This window comes from Streptomyces sp. NPDC104313 (genome assembly GCF_055583985.1).
The window spans coordinates 57339-76745 of the sequence record NZ_JBVJMW010000002.1 but is presented as its reverse complement, the minus strand read 5'-3'; the positions used below and the strand labels follow the sequence as shown (position 1 = coordinate 76745).

The window sequence follows — 19407 nt, the reverse complement described above, 5'->3', positions numbered from 1 at the left end:
GCCCTTCCCAACAGGCACACCCACGTCTCAGGCACGCCTCAGGCACGTCTCAGGCACGTCTCAGGCACGTCTCAGGCACGCCTCAGGCACGCCTCGGACACGCTCAGGCATATTCCAGAAACTGACTGAAGATTCAGTTGGTATCCCCATATTGAGCACGACAGAAATGAGTTCCGTCATGGCCTCTTCGTTCCGCATGCCCGCCGAGTGGTCCGAGCACGAGGGGTGCCTGATGGCCTGGCCCACCCGCGCCGACCTGTGGGGCGAGGTCCTCACCCCGGCGAAGGGCGAGTACGCCGATGTCGCCCGGGCTATCGCCGCGTTCGAGCCCGTCACCATGGTCGCTCCCCCCGGCAGCGGCGAGGACGCCCGTACCTGGTGCGGTGACGACGTCAACGTCATCGAACTGCCCCTCGACGACTCGTGGTTCCGTGACAGCGCCCCGCTCTTCGTCCTCGACGGAAGCGGCCGCCGCGCGGGCGTCGACTTCCGGTTCAACGCCTGGGGAGGGAAGCACGCGCCCTTCGACTCCGACGACCGCATCAGCGGCCTGCTGCTCGACCACCTGGCGGTCGAGCGCATCCACTCCGACATGATCCTCGAAGGCGGGGCGATCACCGTGGACGGCGAAGGAACGCTGATCACCACGGAGCAGTGCCTGCTCCACCCGAACCGGAACCCCGGTATGCGCCGGGAGGACATCGAGGCCGAGCTGAAGGCCCGGCTCGGCGTCACCAAAGTGATCTGGCTTCCGTACGGAGGACTGCTCGACACCGAGACCGACGGCCATGTCGACGGCGTCTGCGCCTTCGCCGCCCCCGGCACGGTCCTCGTCTCGCTCCCCGAGGACCCCGCGCACCCCGACCACGCCCGCATGCGCGCCAACCGGGCCGTGCTGGAGGCCACGAGCGATGCCCGGGGACGGCAGCTGGAGATCATCGACATTCCGCAGACCTCCTTCACCGGCATCGCCGGTGGCGAGGTCGAGGTGTCGTACCTGAACTTCTACGTCGCCAACGGCGGCGTGGTCGTCCCCGTGGCCGGCGCGCCGCAGGACGAGACCGCCCTGGCGACCATCGCCACCGCCTATCCCGGCCGCAAGGTCGTCGGCGTACGGGCGCCGGCGATCGCGTACGGCGGCGGCGGCGTCCACTGCGTCACCCAGCAGATCCCCACCGCGCCCCGCACGGCATGAACCCGCCCACCACCCGGCCGCCGGACGGGCACCCCGCCCACCATCCGGCCGGAGCGGCGCCCCGCCCGCCCGCCGTGCCGCAGGAAAGAGAGCCACGATGACCAAGCCACCCCGGCCCGGCACCGGCGGACGCCACCCGTGCGGCCGGTACACCGCGATGACGGGCGCACTGGCCGGCCTCGCGGTGCTGGCGGCCTGCGCCGGACCGCCGAACGGCGGAGCGGATTCCTTCGGCCGCCCCCTTGCCCTGTCGTCCGGTACCCCCCGGGCCACCGGAGAGATCGACTCGTTCTCCTGGGCCGTGTACGCGGAGCCGCCGACGCTGGACTACACCGTCGCCTTCGACTACCCGCAGAACACGATCCTGTCCAACGTCTGCGAGAGCCTGATGCGCTGGACCCCGGGCCTCACCGTCGAACCGGGCCTGGCCCGCAGGGCCACGAACCCCGACCCGACCACCTGGGTCTACGACCTCCGTGATGGCGTCCGCTTCCACGACGGCCGCACGATGTCGGCCGACGACGTGGTCTTCAGCCTCGAACGGCAGCGTGACCCGGACAACGCCGCGGCCTGGGCCCAGATGTTCCAGAACGTCACCGCCGTGACCAGGACCGGTCCGCTCCAGGTCACGGTGAAGCTGAAGCGGCCCGACTCCCAGTTCCCGCAGTACATGGCGACCGCCGCCGGCGCCGTCGCCTCCCGGGCGGGCGTCGAGAAAGCGGGGCGGGACTACGGAACCACCGGGGGCCTCGCCTGCACCGGGCCGTATCAGCTGCGCGCCTGGCACAAGGGCCGGTCCATCGAACTGGAGAGGTTCGACGGCTACCGCGGCACCGGGGCGAAGTCCGCCAAGGTTGTCTTCCGCTTCCTCACCGACCCGTCAGCCCGGACCAACGCCCTGCTCAGCGGTGAGGTCGATGGCGGCTATCTGATTCCCACCGAGAGTTACGCCCGCCTCCGGCAGAGCGGCGTGGGCACCCTCTACTTCGGCGAGGGCCTCAGCACGGTCAACGTCAGCATCACCAACCTGAAAGGGCCGCTCGGCGACCTCCGCGTACGCCGCGCACTCTCGCTCGCGCTGGACCGGACCGGGTTCGTGAAGGCCGGGCTGGGGAACGCGGGCAGTACCACCGGATCGCTCACCACGCGCGCCGCCTGGGCCGGCACACCGGACGCCACACGGAAGGCGGCCTTCGACGGCCTGCCGCCGACGGAACGGGACTTCGCGCAGGCCGAAGCGCTGATCCAGGAGGCCGGCGCCACCGGCGCGGAGCTCACCGTGGCGACCAGCTCCATCGGCCAGGACGTCTCCCTCCTGGCCACCGCGGTCCAGGCGGCGGGCACCCGGATCGGGCTCGACATCCGGCTCAAGTCGATTTCCCCCAACGCCTTCACCGCCCTGTTCACCGACCCCGGCGCGCGCGAGGGCATCGACATGTTCCCGCTCACCTACTACAACTCCATCACCGACCCGCTGGACCTGCTGGCCAACTTCAAGACCGGCGCCTACCTCAACTTCGCCGGATACAGCGACAAGGGCTACGACGAAGGTGTCGAACAGGCCACCGCGGAATACAACCCCGGGCGGCGCGCCGGGATCGTGGCGGGGCTCCAGCGGCACGCCGCCGGCCAACTGCTGTGGATCCCGGTCGCCGAGTGGCCGACCTCCGTGTTCCTCAACAGGAGGATCACCGGCGCCCCCACCACCATCGCGTACATGTACTACCCGTGGGCCGCCGACGTGGGGACCGCTCCATGAACCTGCTGAGATTCGCCGCGCGGCGCGTGGCGGAGATGGCCGCCACCCTGCTCATCGCCTCGTTCGTCGTGTTCGGCGCCATGTACCTGGCCCCCGGATCCCCGGCGAGCTTCCTGCTCACCGGCCGGTCCGCCTCTCCCGAAGCCGTCGCCGCGATCAACGCCCAGTACCACCTGGACGCCCCCTTCGCCGTCCGCTACCTGCGCTGGCTCGGCGACATGGCGCAGGGCGACTTCGGGCGCTCCCTCACCTACCGCACGGACGTCGCCGGCCTCCTCGCGGACCGCCTGCCCACCACCCTGCTGCTGATCGCCATGGCGCTGACCGTGGTCGTCGCCGTCGGGCTGTTCCTCGGCCGGATCGCGGCCGTACGCGGCGGCGCCACCGACACGGCCGTACTGATCAGCACCACGATCGCCGTGGGCACGCCCTCGTTCGTCGCGGCCGTCCTGCTGCAAGGGCTGTTCGCCGTCAAGCTCGGCTGGTTCCCCAGCAGCGGATCCGGCGACGGCCTCCTCGACACCCTCTGGCATCTCACCCTCCCGGCCGTCGCTCTCGCCCTGTACCTGATCGGCATGCTCGCCCGGGTCACCCGTTCCGCCATGCTCGAAGCCCTCGGCCGCGAACACGTCACCGTCGCCCGCAGCCGCGGCGTGCCCGAGCGGCAGGTGATCCGCCGACACGTGATGCGCAACGCCCTGGGTACCGTGCTGACCACCGGCGGCCTGATCGTCTCCACTCTGCTCGTCTGCACGATCCTCGTGGAGACCGCGTTCAGCGTCGGAGGAATCGGCCAGCTCCTCGAACTCGCCACCAGCACCAAGGACTTCCCGACCGTGCAGGCCATCTCCCTGATCATCGTCGCCCTGTTCATGGCGGTGAACCTCCTCGTCGACCTGCTGCTCCCGCTGGTCGACCCACGCATCACCCTCGGCACGAGGGGGTCCGCCGCATGAACGCCGTCCTCACCCGCAGACCCGGTCTCTCCCGGATCAGGGCTCGTTCGGCCAGGGCGCCCTTCCACACGCTCTGCCTGGGCTTCGTCGCCCTCGTCGTCCTCGCCGCGCTGCTCGCCCCCTGGCTGGCCCCCTACGACCCGAACGCGGTCGACCTCGCCCGCACTCTCGCCGGCACCACCGCGGACCACCCCCTGGGTGCCGACGCCGCCGGCCGGGACACCCTCTCCCGGCTCCTTCTCGGAGCCCGCGCCTCCCTGCTGGGCCCCCTCGGCGTCGTCGCCTTCTCCACCCTGCTCGGCGTCGCCGTCGGCACGGCCGCGGCCTGGCGGGGCGGCTGGCTCGACTCCCTGCTCTCCCGCAGCACGGAGCTCGTCTTCGCGTTCCCCGGCATGCTGCTGGCGATCCTCGTCATCTCCGTCCACGGGGAGGGCCTGCTCGCCCCCGTCATCGCCCTCGCGGTGGCCTACCTCCCCTACGTGAGCCGGCTCACCCGGTCCCTCGTCCTGGCCGAACGGACACGCCCCTACGTCAGCGCCTACCAGGTGCAGGGCCACTCACCGCTCTCCATCTGCGTACGCCACATCCTTCCCAACATCGCCCCGATCGTCCTCGCCCAGGCCACCATCAACTTCGGCTACGCGCTGATGGACCTGGCCGGTCTCTCCTTCCTCGGACTCGGTGTTCCTCCGCTCACCCCCGACTGGGGCCGCATGGTCTTCGACGGCCAGACGGCCATCCAGCACGGCTACCCCCTGTCCGCGGTCCTGCCGTGCCTCCTGATCGTGCTGACCGTCGTCGCCTTCAACGTGGTCGGCGAGCGCTGGGCCGACCACGTCGCCAGGAGGACCCCATGACAACGACGTACGTACTCGACATCCAAGGGCTGCGGATCACGCTCCCCGACACCGCGCGGCCCGTTCTCGACGGCGTCGACCTGACCGTCGCCGCGGGCGAAACCGTCGCACTCGTCGGCGAGTCGGGCTCCGGGAAGACCCTCACCTCGCGCAGCGCCCTGCGTCTGCTCCCGCCCGGGGCGCTCACCGAGGGCACGGTCGCCGTCGCGGGCGACGACGTCCTCACCATGAGCGCCGAGCGGGTACGCGCCCTGCGCACCCGCACCACCGCGATGATCTTCCAGGACCCGAGAGCGGCCATCAATCCGCTGCGCCCCATCGGCGACTTCCTCATCGAAGGCGTCGTCCTGACCAAGGCGATGAACAGGGCCGACGCGACCGCCCGCGCGACCGAACTCCTCCGGGCGGTGGGCGTCGACGACTCCGTCCCCGGCACGTATCCGAGCCAGGTCTCCGGCGGCATGCTCCAACGCGTCATGATCGCCGCCGCCCTCATGGGCGACCCCTCCCTGCTGCTCGCGGACGAGCCGACCACCGCCCTCGACGTCACCACCCAGGCCGAGGTCGTCGCCCTCCTCGGCCGGCTCCAGAAGCGATTCGGCACAGGGCTGCTGTTCGTGACACACGACCTCGACCTGGCCGCCGCACTCAGCGACCGCGTCTACGTCATGTACGCCGGGCGCATCGTGGAGTGCGGTCCCGCACACGACCTGTTCGCCCACCCCCGCCATCCCTACACCGCGGCACTGCTCGCCTCCACACCCCGCCTCGACGCGCCGTCCGGACGGCTCCCCGCCATCGCCGGCCAGCCCCCCGACCTGCGCACCGAGCTGACCGGCTGCCCCTTCGCCCCACGCTGCCCGCTGGCCACGGAGGTCTGCGACCAGCGCGATCCGGAATCCCGCCCGGTCCCGGGCCGGCCCGGCCGGCGGGCCGCCTGCCACCACAGCGACCGTCTCGGAAGGGGAACCGCCGCCGATGCCTGAACACGTCCTCCAGGCCGTGGACCTGACGCGCGCCTACGGAGCCCTGCACGCCGTGGACGGAGTGTCCTTCACCCTGCCGAGAGGCGGATCCCTCGGCATCGTGGGCGAGTCCGGATCCGGGAAGACCACCACCGCCCGGATCGTCGTGGGTCTCGAACAGGCCGACTCCGGCAAGGTCGCCGTGGGCGGCAAGGACCGGTCGACCAGGGTGCGCGGACGTGCCCGCCGTCTCGCCCGCGCCCGCGAGGTGCAGATGGTCTTCCAGGACCCCTACCTCTCCCTCGACCCGAGGACCTCCGTCGCATCGGTCCTGCACGAGACCCTGCGCCTGCACTTCCCCGACCGCGACCATCCGCACCGGGTGCGCGAACTCCTCGACCAGGTGGGCCTCGCCACCCGGGCCGCCGACGCGAGGCCCGGACAACTGTCCGGCGGCCAGCGCCAGCGCGTCGCGATCGCCCGCGCCCTCGCCGTCGAACCGGCCGTCCTGGTCCTGGACGAGGCGGTCGCCGCCCTCGACGTATCCGTCCAGGCACAGATCCTCAACCTGCTCTGCGACATCCGCGAACAGACGTCCGTCGGCTACCTCTTCATCACCCACGACCTCGGCGTCGTCCGCCGCGTCACCGACGACGTCATCGTCATGCGCCACGGCCGGATCATCGAGGCCGGCGCCACCACCGACGTCCTGGCCGCGCCCCGGCACCCCTACACACGACTGCTCCTGGACTCCGTGCCGCACCCCGGCTGGGACCCGGAGCGGATCGCCGCCGCCCGACGGGCTCTGTGACCCCGCGTCACCGAGCCCTCCCCGCAGTGCCCGTACCCCTTCGCGGACAGACAACAGGAGGCATCACATGAGCGACAACATCCCCCGCACAAGGGCGACGTCCGGCCCGAACAGGCGCCGATTCCTGGCGGCCGCCGGGCTGGCCGCCGCCGGCGCTGCCCTGGCCGCCGTCCCGGGCAGCGCGGGCGCCGCGCCCGTCCGGCGGCCCGCCGCCGGCGCCTACCGCGTCCCCGTCGAGGACGTCCGCCACACCCGGACCTGGATGGCCTGGCCCGACAGCACCGCGATCTGGAGCGGAGGAACACTCGCCGGCATCCAGGCGGACATCGCGCTGATCGCCCGCACCGTCGCCCGTCACGAGCCGGTCATCATGTGCGCGAACCCGGCGGGCGCGGCCAGGGCACGCTCCCTGTGCGGCACGTCGGTCACGGTCATCAGCTCCATCCCGGTCGACGACTGCTGGATGCGGGACACCGGCCCGGTGTTCCGCACCGACGGAGCCGGCGGGCTCGACGCGGTCGGCCTCAACTTCAACGGCTGGGGCGGGAAACAGGCCCACGGCAAGGACGCGCTGGTCGCCGGACGGATCGCCTCGTACACCGGAGTGCCCTTCACCTACGCCGAATTCGTCGGCGAGGGCGGCGCCATCGAACAGGACGGCGCGGGAACCCTCATGGCGACCCGCAGCAGCCTGCTCAACCGCAACCGCAACCCCGGTATGTCCGAGGGGGCGCTGACGGCCGGGATGTGCGAGGCATACGGCGCGTCCAAGGTCATCTGGTTCGACGGCGTTTACGGGCAGGACATCACCGATGACCACGTCGACGCCACCTCACGCTTCCTCGCCCCGGGCAGAGCCCTCGTCCAGATGCCACTCGCGGCGGACAACGACGCCTACGCCAAGGACGCCCGACAGCAGCACCGCGTCCTCACCGAGTCGACGACCTCCGCCGGCCGGCCCATGGACGTGACGCGGCTCCAGGGCCCGGACTACGACAGGATCCGCTCCACCCACCCGGATTTCCTCGCCTCGTACGCCAACTACTACCTGTGCAACGACGCCGTGATCTGCGCCCACTTCGGTGACACCCGCGCGGATACGGCGGCGAAGGCCGCACTGGCCCGCCTCTACCCCGGCCGCGCCATCGAGCAGCTCAACATCGACCGCCTCGGCACGGGAGGCGGCGGCATCCACTGCGTCACCCAGCAGCAACCCGTGCCGTAGTGGCGAACGCCGGCCCCGATCGCTGCGGCGCGGACCAGGACGGCGCTACGGTCCAGCAGGTCCGCTGACCGTGCGGGCGCAGGTGCCGGGGCGCGGTGAGGATCTGGCGGTTCCCCTCCGATCCGCACCGCGCCCCCACCCCCGTCCCCCCGTCCCCCAGTCCCCCCCCCACCCCCGTCCCCCCGTCCCCCCACCCCCGTCCCCCTCCCGTCACGATCCGGTCTCGGACGCGGGAGGGGGGCTTGTTTTTGGCCATGTAATCGATTCCCATCATCCGTGTAATCGATTCCACGGTGCCGTGCCGCTGATCCACCACTGGTCGGCCCCAGGTTTCGAGGTGTACGGAAACCACAAGGAGGTGGTCCGGACATGGCGGGCATCAAGGATGTCGCGGCCGGGGCGGGTGTGTCCGTCGCCACGGTGTCACGCGTGCTGAACAGTCATCCGTCCGTGAGCGAAGAGGCGCGCACCCGCGTCCTCGCCGCCGTCGAGGCGCTCGGCTACCGGCCCAACGCGGTGGCCCGCTCGCTGCGCACCGCGCAGACCCGCACCCTCGGCCTGGTCATCAGCGATGTGCTCAACCCGTACTTCACCGAGCTGGCCCGCTTCGTCGAGGAGGAGGCCCGAGCGCTCGGCTACAGCGTGATCATCGGCAACGCCGACGAGCGGCCCGAGCTCCAGGACCACCACATCCGCACGCTCATCGACCGCAGGATCGACGGGCTCCTCGTCTCGCCCGCCGACGGGGGCTCCCCGCTGATGCGGGAGGTCGCTCTGAGCGGCACCCCGATGGTCTTCGTCGACCGCTGGATCCCCGGCATCGATGTCCCCGTCGTCCGCGCCGACGGTACGGGTGCGGTCAAGGATCTCGTCGCGCATCTGTACGGCCTCGGTCACCGTCGGCTCGCCATCATCGCCGGGCCCGCCGCCACCACCACCGGCAACGAGCGCGTCGAGGCCTTCCGGGACGCGATGCGCGAGCTCGGGCTCGCTCTGCCCGACGCCTATATCGGCCGGGGCGACTTCCAGGCGACCAGCGGTCGCCGGGCCACCGAGCTCTTCCTCGCCCTGGCCGAGCCGCCCGAGGTCGTGTTCGCCGCGGACAACCTGATGGCCCTCGGCGCGCTCGACGCGATCCGGGCCCGAGGGCTGCGCGTTCCCGACGACATCGCGCTCGCCGCCTTCGACGACATCCCGTGGTTCGTCCACACGGACCCGCCGATCACCGCCATCGCCCAGCCGACCGCCGACCTGGCGCGGGCCGCCGTGCGCGCGCTGGTCGACAGGATCGAAGAGCGGAACCCGCGGTCCGTCACCCTGCCCGCCCGTCTCGTCGTACGCCGCTCGTGCGGCGGGGCCGCATCGAACCAGAGGAGCGACCGGTGATCGTACCGGAGAATCAACTGGCGACCGCTCCGGAGGAGTTGCTGCGCATCGAGGGGCTGCGCAAGACCTTCCCCGGTGTGGTGGTGCTCGACAACGTCGACTTCGACCTCCGTAGAGGCGAAGTGCATGTTCTGCTCGGCGAGAACGGTGCGGGCAAGAGCACGCTCATCAAGATGCTCTCCGGCGCCTACCGTCCCGACCGCGGCCGCGTTCTGGCCGAGGGGCGTGAGGTGCGCATCGACGGCGCGCGGGACGCCGAGCGGCTCGGGATCGCCACCATCCACCAGGAGTTCAACCTCGTACCCGATCTCACCGTCGCCGAGAACATCTTCCTGGGCCGCCAGCCGCGCCGCTACGGGCTCGTCGACCACCGTCGGATGCGCGAGGACGCGGCGGAGCTGCTGCGCCGGGTCGGAGTCGACGTGCCGCCCGACGCCAAGGTCCGTGAACTGGGTATCGCCCGGCTGCAGATGGTGGAGATCGCCAAGGCGCTCAGCCTGGATGCCGGTGTCCTGATCATGGACGAGCCGACCGCCGTGCTCACCTCCGAGGAGGTCGACAAGCTCTTCGCGATCGTCCGCCAACTGCGCGGGGACGGCGTCGGGATCATCTTCATCACCCACCACCTTCAGGAGATCGCCGCCCTGGGCGACCGCGTCACCGTCCTCCGCGACGGCCGCAGTATCGGCCAGGTCCCGGCGTCGACCCCCGAGGACGAACTCGTCCGGCTCATGGTGGGCCGCAGCATCGAGCAGCAGTATCCGCGTGAACGTCCGGGCGCCGGTGCCGCGTTGCTGTCGGTGCGCGGACTCACCCGCGACGGCGTCTTCCACGACATCAGCTTCGACGTGCACGCCGGCGAGGTCGTCGGTCTCGCCGGTCTGGTCGGCGCCGGGCGTACGGAGGTGGCGCGCGCCGTCTTCGGGGCCGACCCGTATGACGCGGGCACCGTTTACGTACGCGGCGAGCGCCTGGTCCGGCACGATGTGCCCGCCGCGATGGGCGCCGGGATCGGCCTCGTACCGGAGGACCGCAAGGGTCAGGGCCTGGTCCTCGACGCCTCCGTGCAGGAGAACCTGGGCCTGGTCACCCTGCGTTCCGCGACCCGCTCCGGGCTCGTGGACCTCAAGGGGCAGCGCACGGCCGCCGCCCGCATCGCGAAGCAGCTCGGCGTCCGCATGTCCGGCCTCGGCCAGCATGTGCGCACCCTCTCCGGCGGCAACCAGCAGAAGGTCGTCATCGGCAAATGGCTGCTGGCCGAGACCCGGGTGCTCATCCTCGACGAACCCACCCGGGGCATCGACGTCGGCGCCAAGGTCGAGATCTACCAGCTCGTCAATGAGCTGACCGCCTCCGGGCACGCCGTCCTGATGATCTCCAGCGATCTGCCGGAGGTACTCGGCATGAGCGACCGGGTGCTCGTCATGGCCCAGGGCCGGATCGCCGGGGAACTCCCCGCGGGCGAAGCCACCCAGGACGCGGTGATGGCCCTCGCGGTCGGCGCGCCGGCCGCCGTCCACGGCGCCGCCCCCGCCGACGTACCGACGCCCACCGAACAGCCAGTGCCGAAGCCGGCGCCGAAGCCCGCGCCGAAGCCCGCGCCGAAGAAGGAAGAGGAGGGCCCCCGTGGCCACTGAGACAGACAGGAGTGACGTGGGAGGGGGCGGAGTCTCCGTGATACGCCGCGTCCTGCTCGACAACGGCGCGCTGAGCGCACTGGTCGTGCTGGTGGTGGCGATGTCGCTGCTCTCCGGCGACTTCCTGACCACCCAGAACCTGCTGAACGTCGGCGTCCAGGCGGCCGTCACCGCCATCCTCGCGTTCGGCGTCACCTTCGTCATCGTCTCGGCGGGCATCGACCTGTCCGTCGGTTCGGTGGCGGCCCTGTCCGCGACGGTCCTCGCCTGGTCGGCGACGTCGGCCGGAGTGCCGGTGGTCCTCGCCGTGGTGCTCGCGATCGTCACGGGAATCGCCTGCGGTTTCGTGAACGGCGCGCTCGTCTCCTACGGCAAACTCCCTCCGTTCATCGCGACGTTGGCGATGCTCTCGATCGCCCGGGGCCTCTCCCTCGTCATCTCGCAGGGCAGCCCGATCGCCTTCCCCGACTCCGTCTCGGTGCTCGGCGACACGCTCGGGGGGTGGCTCCCCGTACCGGTCCTCGTGATGATCGCGATGGGCCTGATCACCGCGCTGATCCTGGGCCGCACCTTCATCGGCCGCTCGATGTACGCGATCGGCGGCAACGAGGAGGCGGCCCGGCTCTCCGGGCTCCGCGTCAAGCGCCAGAAGGTCGTCATCTACGCGCTGTCCGGCCTCTTCGCCGCCGTCGCGGGCATCGTCCTTGCCTCGCGCCTCGTCTCCGCCCAGCCCCAGGCCGCCCAGGGGTACGAACTCGACGCCATCGCCGCGGTCGTCATCGGCGGGGCCAGCCTGGCCGGCGGAGTCGGCAAGGCGTCCGGCACCCTGATCGGCGCGCTCATCCTCGCCGTCCTCCGCAACGGCCTCAACCTCCTCTCCGTGTCGGCGTTCTGGCAGCAGGTCGTCATCGGCGTCGTCATCGCGCTCGCCGTCCTGCTGGACACGCTGCGTCGCAAGGCCGGTTCGGGACGAGCGGCCTCCTCCGCGGGCACCGCACCCGGCGCACCGGGGGCCGGCCGCATGGGAGCGATCAAGCCGGCCGGCGCGGCACTCTGCGTCGCCCTCGTCGTCGGCGCGGTCTCCTACTTCAACTCCGGCTCCTCCGGCGGCACGACGAAGGTAGGCATGTCCCTCTCCACGCTCAACAACCCCTTCTTCGTGCAGATGAAGGAGGGTGCACAGGCGGAGGCGGAGAGGGCGGGCATCGACCTCACCGTCACCGACGCCCAGAACGACGCCTCCCAACAGGCCAACCAGCTCCAGAACTTCACCAGTTCCGGCGTCTCCTCGATCATCGTCAACCCGGTGGACTCGGACGCCGTCGGACCGGGGGTCCGCACCGCCAACAAGGCGGATATCCCCGTGATCGCCGCCGACCGGGGCGTCAACAGGGCGGAGACCGCGACGCTGGTCGCCTCGGACAACGTGGCGGGCGGCAAGCTCGCCGCCGACGCGCTGGCCGACAAGCTCGGCGGCAGGGGCAGCGTCGTCATCCTCCAGGGAACGGCGGGCACCTCCGCCAGCCGGGAGCGCGGGGCGGGTTTCGCCGAGGGTCTCAAGGCGCACCCGGACATCAAGGTGGTCGCCAAGCAGCCCGCGGACTTCGACCGCACCAAGGGCCTCGACGTCATGACCAACCTCCTTCAGTCGCACCCCGGCGTCACCGGCGTCTTCGCCGAGAACGACGAGATGGCGCTCGGGGCGGCCAAGGCACTCGGTGGCAAGGCCGGGAAGTCCGTCTCGGTCGTCGGCTTCGACGGAACCCCGGACGGCCTGACGGCGGTCGAGGCCGGCACGCTCTACGCGTCGGTGGCCCAGCAGCCCGCCGAACTGGGGAAGATCGCGGTGCGGAACGCGGTGAAGGCCGCGAAGGACGAGAAGGTCGAGAGCACGGTGAAGGTGCCGGTCAAGGTGGTGACCCGGGAGAACGTCGCCGACTTCTCCTGAGCCCGGCTCCTGAACCTGCCTGATGATCCCGGACCGACGAAAGCAGGAAGCGAGCACATGCACGACAACGCCCCCGACGACCGGTACGACCTGCTGGTCGTCGGGTCGGCCAACGCCGACCTGGTGATCGGCGTCGAACGCCGCCCCGCGCCCGGCGAGACGGTCCTCGGCTCCGACCTCGCCGTCCACCCCGGCGGCAAGGGCGCCAACCAGTCGCTGGCCGCCGCCCGCCTCGGCGCCAGGACCGCCCTCCTCGCCCGGGTCGGCGACGACGACCACGGACGCCTCCTGCTGGAGACCCAGCGCGCGGCGGGCGTGGACACGGACGGCGTCCTGGTGGGCGGGGCCCCCACGGGCATCGCCCTGATCACCGTCGACCCCTCGGGCGACAACAGCATCGTGGTCTCCCCGGGAGCCAACGCACGCCTCACCCCCGAGGACGTCCGGGCGGCGGCCCCGCTGCTGGCCGCCGCCCGGGTGATCTCCGTACAACTGGAGATCCCGCTCGACACGGTGGCCGAGACGGTACGCGGCCGGGGGGCGGACGCCCGGCTCGTCCTCAACCCGTCCCCGCCCGCCCCGCTCTCCGCGGAGGTGCTCGCCGCCTGCGATCCGCTGGTGGTCAACGAACACGAGGCGCGGTACATCCTCGGCGACGGGGCGGGGGAGTCCCCGCCCGACTGGGCCCACGCCCTGCTCGCGCTGGGTCCGCGCTCGGTCGTGATCACCCTGGGCGCGGCCGGGGCCCTGGTGGCGGACAGCCGTACGGAATCCCTGGACCATCTGGTCAGCCCGAAGGTCCGGGCCCTTGACACGACCGGCGCCGGAGACGCGTTCACGGCGGCCCTGGCCTGGCGGCTCGGCCGTGGCGAGGACCTGCGGGAGGCGGCGGCCTTCGCGGTCAGAGTGGGCGCGGCGGCGGTCACGGCGAGAGGGGCGCAGGAGTCGTTCCCGACGCTCGAGGAGGTCGACGCGCTGTGAAGAGGTCGGGCATCCTCAACCGCCACCTGACGGGCGCGATCGCCGAACTCGGCCACGGCGACACCGTCCTGATCTGCGACGCGGGCATGTCGATCCCGCCCGGCCCCCGCGTGATCGACCTGGCCTTCCCGCGATGAATCACTCCATGAGCAGAACGGGGGACCCGTCCGCGCAAGGTGATTGCTGATGCTCGCTTCGACCGCGAACCGGGATTCCCACCCGTCCATCCCGCTCTCTCAGACCTTCTGGCCGCGCGTGCTCGATTTCGCCGTGCCGGCCTCGATGATCGAGACTGCGACCGCCCGCCGCGAGGCCGGCCACGCGACCGGCGTGCCGTACGGTCATCGGCCTGTTCCCGAGGGAACACCGGCGCGGCTCTTGGGGCGAGGAGACCCCGACTACGTTCCTCCCCGGCCGCCGCGATGGGCGCGGGTGGTGGAGAGCGGGTAGCGGTGCGGCTGCCGTACGGTGACTGATCGGCTGTCCGTGCTGCCGGTCACACCGCCCCGAGGACCTCCGCCAGCGCCCCGGCCAGCAGGTCGAGCCCCGGCCCCGCGGGACCGCCCGGCTCGCTCATGTACGTGTCACGGCGGATCTCGATCATCAGCGCGGTGACCCGGCGGTCCGTTCCGTAGTGCCGGAGAGGGACGTACGTACCCGCGAACGGGGTGTCGCGCCCGATGCCGCCGTGACCGACTCGGCCCCCGAACGCCGCCTCCGCCGCCGCGAGGAGCTCCGGCGGGGTGTGGAACGGGTCGGTGCCCAGGCAGACGGGCGGGCGGGGGCCGGTGCCGTGGAGTTCGTAGGGGAGGGGCACGGTCGGGTACGAGTGGATATCGACGATCACCGCGCGGCCCGCGGCGGCGATGCGCGCCTCGACCGCCGCGGTCATCGCGGCGGCGTAGGGGTGGAAGTACGCCTCCAGCAGGGGACCGGGGTCCGTCTCCGGCGGGCGGAGCGGACCGCGGTGGGTGGTGCGGGTGTAGACGGCGCCCATGCCGACGGCGACCATCTCCTCCCGCTCGTCCGGAAAGCGCTCGGGGTCGACGACCAGCCGGGAGAGGTTGTTGACGAAGCGCCACGGGGTGGACGGGGCGATCGCCGCCGCTGTGGCGGCCAGTTCGACGGTGTGGGTGTCGGTGATGTGGTCGAGCTCGCGCTCCAGGGCGGCATCGTCCAACGTGATTCCTTCGCGCACCTGTCGCGGGATGCGGCGGGACCCGTGCGGGACATGGAGGAGGACCGGTGAGCCGGCAGCTCCCGGGATGAGCGTGAACGGCTGCTGATCTTTCACGAGTACTCCTTCGGTGTGTTTCGTTCGTTCCCGCATCAGCATCTCTGACCGCCCCCGGAAGGTGCCGGACGGTCTCCCCGTTCTCCTGGCAGCCCGTCAGCGCGCGGATCCAGCGGATAACGTTGACGTTTGCGATCGGTCGTGGCGGTGCCCGGGAGGGGCGCACCGGGCGGACCGGCGGGAACAGGGGACGCACCGCATGCTGGATCCCATATCGATGGCCGCCATCACGGCGGTCCTCGGCGCCGTCGGGGCGGGCGTGGCGAGCGAGGCCGGCAAGTGGGCCTGGGAAACCGCCGGCGGGCTGGTGCGACGGATGGCCGGCCGCGAGGTCGCCGCGCCGACCCGGCCCGAGGACCGGGACGCCGTGGCACGGATCATCCACGACAGTGTGCGCAGCGACCCCGAACTCGCGCGTACCTGGACCGAGTTCGCCCGCACGGTGCAGACCGGGGGATCGACGGTCGGGCGACCCCGGCTGCCCGCTTCCGTACGCTTCTTCACGGACCGGAAGGGGGCGATGAGGCTGCTCGACCGCGAGGCGGGCCGCAAGGCGGACGGACGCCCCCGGGTCGCCCTGCTGTACGGGGACGACTCCATGGGCACCAGCGCCCTCGCCCTGCACTGGGGCTGGCGGGCGGAGAACCTGTTCCCGGACGGGCAGCTCTACGTGGACCTCGGCCGCCGGGGCGAGGTCAGCGCCCACACCGCGGGCAGCGCCCTGCGGGAACTGCTGCACCGACTCGGGCTGCGCGACGAGCGGATCCCGCCCTCCGAAGCGGAGCGCATCGACACCTTCCGCCGTATCGTCGCGGACCGCAAACTGCTCCTCGTCCTCGACCATGCCCGGTCCGCCGCGCAGATCGCCCCGCTGCTCACCTCCGCACCCTCCGTTCTCACCCTGGTCGTGGCCCGGCGACCGTTCTCCGGTCTCGACGCGTTCCCGGTGCCCGTGGGGCCCCTCGGCGACCGGGACGCGGCGCGCCTGCTCACCAAGATCGTGGGCAAGCAGGCCATGCGTTCCGCCCGGGCTGCGCTCCCCGCCGTGCTGGCACGCTGCGGCGGATCGCCGTACGCCCTGCGCGCCGCCGCACCCCGGCTCCTCGACCCCGGGCCGCTCACCGCTGCCCCGCCACCCCCACCGCCCCATCACGAACCGACGGGAGGCCCCACCATGAGCGAAAGCGACCCGGTGCGCACGGCCGCGGAGGACGCCTACCGGCTGTTGCGGCCGGACGCGGCCCGGCTGTACCGCCTGATGGGACTGCGGCACTGGCCCGCCTTCGACGCGGAGGCGGCGGCGCGGGTCGCGGGCATCGACGCCGATGCCGCCGAGGAACTGCTCGGCGGGCTGGCCGACGCACTGCTGCTGGAGCACACGGACCACGGGCGCTACCGATACCGGCCGTCCGTACGCGCCCACGCCGAGGAAGCGGCATTCCGCCAGGAGGGCATCGCCGGCTGCTCGGCTGCCACGACCCGCGCGGTGGAGCACTATCTGTGGCTGTCGGTGACGGCCGCGCGGGCCGCCCTCCCGGAGAGCTGGCGGGTGCCGGATGCCCTGGCAGCCGCCCCGGACGGCGCCTACGCCGGGCGCGGTGAGGCCGTGGCGCGTCTCGCCGCCGAGCTGCCCAACCTCGTCGAAGCCGTCGCGACCGCCGAGGAGTTCGGCAGGCCGGACACGGTACTGACGCTCTGCCGTGCCCTGTGGCCGCTCCAGCTGAAAGCGGGCCACCACGAGATGGTGCTGGCGGCCCTGCGGATCGGGACGGCGGTCGCCGACGCTCAGGTCCCCGGCAGCCGGACCGCAGGTGCTCTTCACGCACAACTTGCCCACACGTTGGGTGAGTTGCAGCTCGGTGACGAGGCCGGTGCGGAAGCGGCGGCAGCCGCACGCGACGAGCGGGCGGCGGGGCACACCCGCGGTCTGGCTTCCGCCATCGAGTTCCTCGGGCTCCTGCGACTGCGGCAGTGGCGCTTCGCGGACGCGTACGGCTGCTTCGACGAGGCGTACACCGTCCTCGACGGCATCGGGCCCGACGACGAAGGCGCGGCGGATGTGCCCCGAGCGAGGGCTCTGCTGGAACGCCACCGGGGCCGGGCGCTGCGAGGCCTCGGGCGGCTGGACGAGGCCCAGGAGCATGTACGGCGTGCGCTGGCCGTCTTCCGGGCGAACGGCGAGGCGTACAACACCGCCCGGGCTCTCACGGACCTCGCCGAGATCCTGCTGGCCGGTGCGGAGCCCGCCGCGGCGCTGCCGCTGACCGACGAGGCGATCAGGATCCTGTCCGAGGAGAACGCCGACCAGCACGTGGAGTATCTGCGCCGCTTGCGTGAGCGGTGCTCCGGTCCGCGGGAGCAGGGGAGGGACGCTGCCGCGTACCGCCCGCCGCCGGCCCGTCCGCCTCGGCCGTGACCACCACCTGGTGGGCGGCGCTGCCCGTACGGACGGTGAGGCCGTCCGCGATCAGGGCGCCCAGCGTCCTGCCCGCCGCGAGCCAGGCGTGCACCGCCGACGCGTACACCGCCGGGTCCGCGTCGGCTCCCGCTTCCGCGGTCAGCCGGAGCAGGGCCCCGTCACGGGTCCGCACGACGCAGGACGCGGGTCCGGTGACGTACGCCGCGAGTGCGCAGTGCGGGTGCCGGTCCAGCACCTCGGCGGCCCATCGACCGGGCGGGCCGAACCGCGGGTCGTCCGGGGCGCCCTCCCGGAAGACGACGTCGGCCAGGCCGAGTCGCCCCGGGTCACGGGTGTCCTCATGAACGGCCAGATGGGCGTCCCCCGCCCCGGCCGGCTCCCGTGCGGGATCGGCGTACCGGGTCACGACGGCCTCCTGCCCTGCGGGCAAGCGCGTCAGTACGTACAGGGGAGCCGTACGGAGAGCGGGTTCCAGGCCGGGCAGCGGTAGCGGCAGGAGCAGGGCGGGGCCCGGCGGCTCGGGGGCGCCCATCAGGTCGTAGAAGACGCGCCTCAGCCGTACCGCCGCCTCGCCGGGCACGGAAGAGGTGAAGCGCATCGGACCCGGCTGCGGGATGTGGTGCTCGATCAACGCGTCGACCTGGCCGCGCAGGGGCGCCCGGGAGTCGAGTCCGGGCGCGGTACGGATGAAGTCGGCGATGGGCGCGTCGGGATCCAGGCCGTCCAGAGGTGCGGCTCCGAGGAGTACGGGGGTGCCGAGCGCGGCGGCGTAGTAGGTGACGGAACCGTGGTCCCCGATGACCAGGTCGGCCGCGAGAAGCGCCTGACGCCAGTCCTCCAGCGGGTCGATCAGCGCCAGGCCCGCACGGCTGGCCCGGTCCAGCCAGGCCCTGATCTGGCCGGGGCCGTGCCCGTGCCAGATGTTCGGGTGGAGGACGGCGGCGACGCGGTACTCGTCGGCGGGAAGTTCCGACGCCAGCCGTGGAAGGAGCGCGGGCAGTGCGTCGTCACCGCCCCCGCCCCCGTCACTGGCTCCTTCTCCGTTGCCGTCGCCCAGCAGAGACTGGGGGCTCCAGGTGGAGTTGAGCAGGACGAGAAGCTGTCCACGCCCCACGCCGAGCGCCCTGCGGAAGCGGTCGCGGTACGGGCGTGCCGCCAGCATCCGGTCGAAGCAGGGGTCGCCCGCGAGCACGGCCGTGGGCAGCGCCTCAGGGCAGGCTGCGGCCAGCCGGTCGAACTGTTCGGGGTGGGAGAGGACCAGTGCGTCGGCGAGGGGCACACCGTCCGCGAGCAGCCAGTCCGGCGCGAGTCCGAAGACCGGGGGAGGCGTGCTCCGGGGCAGGGTCGCCGCATCCGCATCCGCATCCGCCGCCGCATCCGCCGCCGTATCCGTATCCGTATCCGGACTCGGTGGTCGGTGGTCGGTGGTCGGTGGTCGGTGGTCGGTGGTCGGTGCGGCCAATCTCTTAGTATAGCCGATACCGTGTGAAAGTATTACCAACGGCCCCTGGATCGAGCTGAGTTCGCCCCCGAAACTGGCCGAGATCGCAAGGTCCACCGGTGTCGCGAGGGCCTGTTCCCACGGGAGCACCGGCACCCCCGTGTCCGCGAGCAGATCCGCGACACCCGACCGGAAGGCCGAGGACCCCGTGCAGGTGGCGAGGAGCTGTACACCGAGGTCGTCGTGGAACAGCGGCAGGACGTCGAGCAGCCGGGTCGCCGAGGTGACGTTGTGCACGACGAGCAGCACGCGGCGGCATCGCACCCGCGTGGCCCAGCGCGCCGCGCCGACCCCGACCGGCACCCGTAGCCACTGGTCCTGACCCTCGTCCATACCGGCCCTCTCGCGCTCCCGGACACAAGCGTTGGCCACGATATATCGGCAGGGGCCGGACCATGGCGTCGGCGGGGGCGCCGCGCGGGTGGGGGGGGGGGGGGCCGGCCCCCCGGGGGGCACGGTGCCGGGCGCGCTCC

At 72.1% G+C, this 19407-nt stretch carries 13 protein-coding genes and 3 pseudogenes; 14 read left to right on the top strand and 2 right to left on the bottom strand.

What is annotated here, in order from left to right:
* The first annotated feature begins 178 nt into the window (after positions 1-178).
* The 13 genes and pseudogenes from ACZ60Q_RS04315 to ACZ60Q_RS04255 all read left to right on the top strand — a co-directional run.
* The gene (locus ACZ60Q_RS04315; RefSeq protein WP_469628191.1) at positions 179-1195 is read left to right on the top strand and encodes an agmatine deiminase family protein; all 1017 of its coding nucleotides are present in this window, start codon (positions 179-181) and stop codon (positions 1193-1195) included.
* A 97-nt stretch (positions 1196-1292) separates the two neighbouring features.
* Entirely contained in the window at positions 1293-2954 is a 1662-nt protein-coding gene (locus ACZ60Q_RS04310; protein ID WP_469628189.1) for an ABC transporter substrate-binding protein, read from the top strand.
* On the top strand, positions 2951-3910 hold the full coding sequence (locus tag ACZ60Q_RS04305; RefSeq protein ID WP_469628186.1) for an ABC transporter permease: 960 nt from the start codon (positions 2951-2953) through the stop codon (positions 3908-3910). The genes ACZ60Q_RS04310 and ACZ60Q_RS04305 overlap by 4 nt, the downstream gene beginning before the upstream one ends.
* Complete coding sequence (locus ACZ60Q_RS04300; protein WP_469628183.1) at positions 3907-4767, top strand: ABC transporter permease; 861 nt, start codon at positions 3907-3909, stop codon at positions 4765-4767. Before ACZ60Q_RS04305 ends, ACZ60Q_RS04300 begins: the two co-directional genes overlap by 4 nt.
* Positions 4764-5753, top strand: coding sequence for an ABC transporter ATP-binding protein (locus ACZ60Q_RS04295; RefSeq protein WP_469628180.1), 990 nt, complete (start codon positions 4764-4766; stop codon positions 5751-5753). The genes ACZ60Q_RS04300 and ACZ60Q_RS04295 overlap by 4 nt, the downstream gene beginning before the upstream one ends.
* On the top strand, positions 5746-6543 hold the full coding sequence (locus tag ACZ60Q_RS04290) for an ABC transporter ATP-binding protein (RefSeq protein ID WP_469628177.1): 798 nt from the start codon (positions 5746-5748) through the stop codon (positions 6541-6543). The genes ACZ60Q_RS04295 and ACZ60Q_RS04290 overlap by 8 nt, the downstream gene beginning before the upstream one ends.
* Positions 6544-6610: 67 nt before the next feature.
* Positions 6611-7768, top strand: a complete 1158-nt coding sequence (locus tag ACZ60Q_RS04285) for an agmatine deiminase family protein (protein WP_469628174.1) — start codon at positions 6611-6613, stop codon at positions 7766-7768.
* 369 nt (positions 7769-8137) lie between these two features.
* A complete protein-coding gene (locus ACZ60Q_RS04280; protein ID WP_469628171.1) occupies positions 8138-9154 on the top strand; it encodes a LacI family DNA-binding transcriptional regulator in 1017 nt (338 codons plus the stop codon).
* Positions 9151-10791 (top strand): sugar ABC transporter ATP-binding protein, encoded by a 1641-nt coding sequence (locus tag ACZ60Q_RS04275; RefSeq protein WP_469628168.1) that lies wholly within the window; start codon positions 9151-9153, stop codon positions 10789-10791. Before ACZ60Q_RS04280 ends, ACZ60Q_RS04275 begins: the two co-directional genes overlap by 4 nt.
* On the top strand, positions 10781-12739 hold the full coding sequence (locus ACZ60Q_RS04270) for an ABC transporter permease/substrate-binding protein (RefSeq protein WP_469628165.1): 1959 nt from the start codon (positions 10781-10783) through the stop codon (positions 12737-12739). The genes ACZ60Q_RS04275 and ACZ60Q_RS04270 overlap by 11 nt, the downstream gene beginning before the upstream one ends.
* A 57-nt stretch (positions 12740-12796) precedes the next feature.
* The gene (locus ACZ60Q_RS04265; RefSeq protein ID WP_469628162.1) at positions 12797-13720 is read left to right on the top strand and encodes a ribokinase; all 924 of its coding nucleotides are present in this window, start codon (positions 12797-12799) and stop codon (positions 13718-13720) included.
* Positions 13717-13848 (top strand): annotated as a pseudogene (locus ACZ60Q_RS04260) (RbsD/FucU domain-containing protein); the annotation flags it as partial. The gene ACZ60Q_RS04265 and the pseudogene ACZ60Q_RS04260, both read left to right, overlap by 4 nt.
* Positions 13849-14033: 185 nt before the next feature.
* Positions 14034-14170, top strand: a pseudogene (locus ACZ60Q_RS04255) (DUF2201 family putative metallopeptidase); the annotation flags it as partial.
* A 46-nt stretch (positions 14171-14216) separates the two neighbouring features.
* Here the strand turns inward: ACZ60Q_RS04255 and ACZ60Q_RS04250 are convergent.
* Positions 14217-15014: an N-formylglutamate amidohydrolase gene (locus tag ACZ60Q_RS04250; protein WP_469628159.1), complete on the bottom strand. Its 798-nt coding sequence runs from the start codon at positions 15012-15014 to the stop codon at positions 14217-14219.
* 199 nt (positions 15015-15213) lie between these two features.
* Here ACZ60Q_RS04250 and ACZ60Q_RS04245 point away from each other — a divergent pair.
* Positions 15214-17241 (top strand): annotated as a pseudogene (locus ACZ60Q_RS04245) (tetratricopeptide repeat protein); the annotation flags it as partial.
* 49 nt (positions 17242-17290) lie between these two features.
* On the opposite strand, the gene ACZ60Q_RS04240 reads toward ACZ60Q_RS04245, so the two are convergent.
* Entirely contained in the window at positions 17291-19267 is a 1977-nt protein-coding gene (locus ACZ60Q_RS04240) for a hypothetical protein (protein WP_469628157.1), read from the bottom strand.
* Positions 19268-19407 lie beyond the last annotated feature (140 nt).

Bases quoted from the DNA above. Each gene is read 5' to 3' on its own strand.
- ACZ60Q_RS04290 (WP_469628177.1), top strand. From the start codon at position 5,746: ATGCCTGAACACGTCCTCCAGGCCGTGGACCTGACGCGCGCCTACGGA.
- ACZ60Q_RS04305 (WP_469628186.1), top strand. From the start codon at position 2,951: ATGAACCTGCTGAGATTCGCCGCGCGGCGCGTGGCGGAGATGGCCGCC.
- ACZ60Q_RS04315 (WP_469628191.1), top strand. From the start codon at position 179: ATGGCCTCTTCGTTCCGCATGCCCGCCGAGTGGTCCGAGCACGAGGGG.
- ACZ60Q_RS04280 (WP_469628171.1), top strand. From the start codon at position 8,138: ATGGCGGGCATCAAGGATGTCGCGGCCGGGGCGGGTGTGTCCGTCGCC.
- ACZ60Q_RS04310 (WP_469628189.1), top strand. From the start codon at position 1,293: ATGACCAAGCCACCCCGGCCCGGCACCGGCGGACGCCACCCGTGCGGC.
- ACZ60Q_RS04295 (WP_469628180.1), top strand. From the start codon at position 4,764: ATGACAACGACGTACGTACTCGACATCCAAGGGCTGCGGATCACGCTC.
- ACZ60Q_RS04240 (WP_469628157.1), bottom strand. From the start codon at position 19,267: ATGGACGAGGGTCAGGACCAGTGGCTACGGGTGCCGGTCGGGGTCGGC.
- ACZ60Q_RS04265 (WP_469628162.1), top strand. From the start codon at position 12,797: ATGCACGACAACGCCCCCGACGACCGGTACGACCTGCTGGTCGTCGGG.
- ACZ60Q_RS04285 (WP_469628174.1), top strand. From the start codon at position 6,611: ATGAGCGACAACATCCCCCGCACAAGGGCGACGTCCGGCCCGAACAGG.
- ACZ60Q_RS04300 (WP_469628183.1), top strand. From the start codon at position 3,907: ATGAACGCCGTCCTCACCCGCAGACCCGGTCTCTCCCGGATCAGGGCT.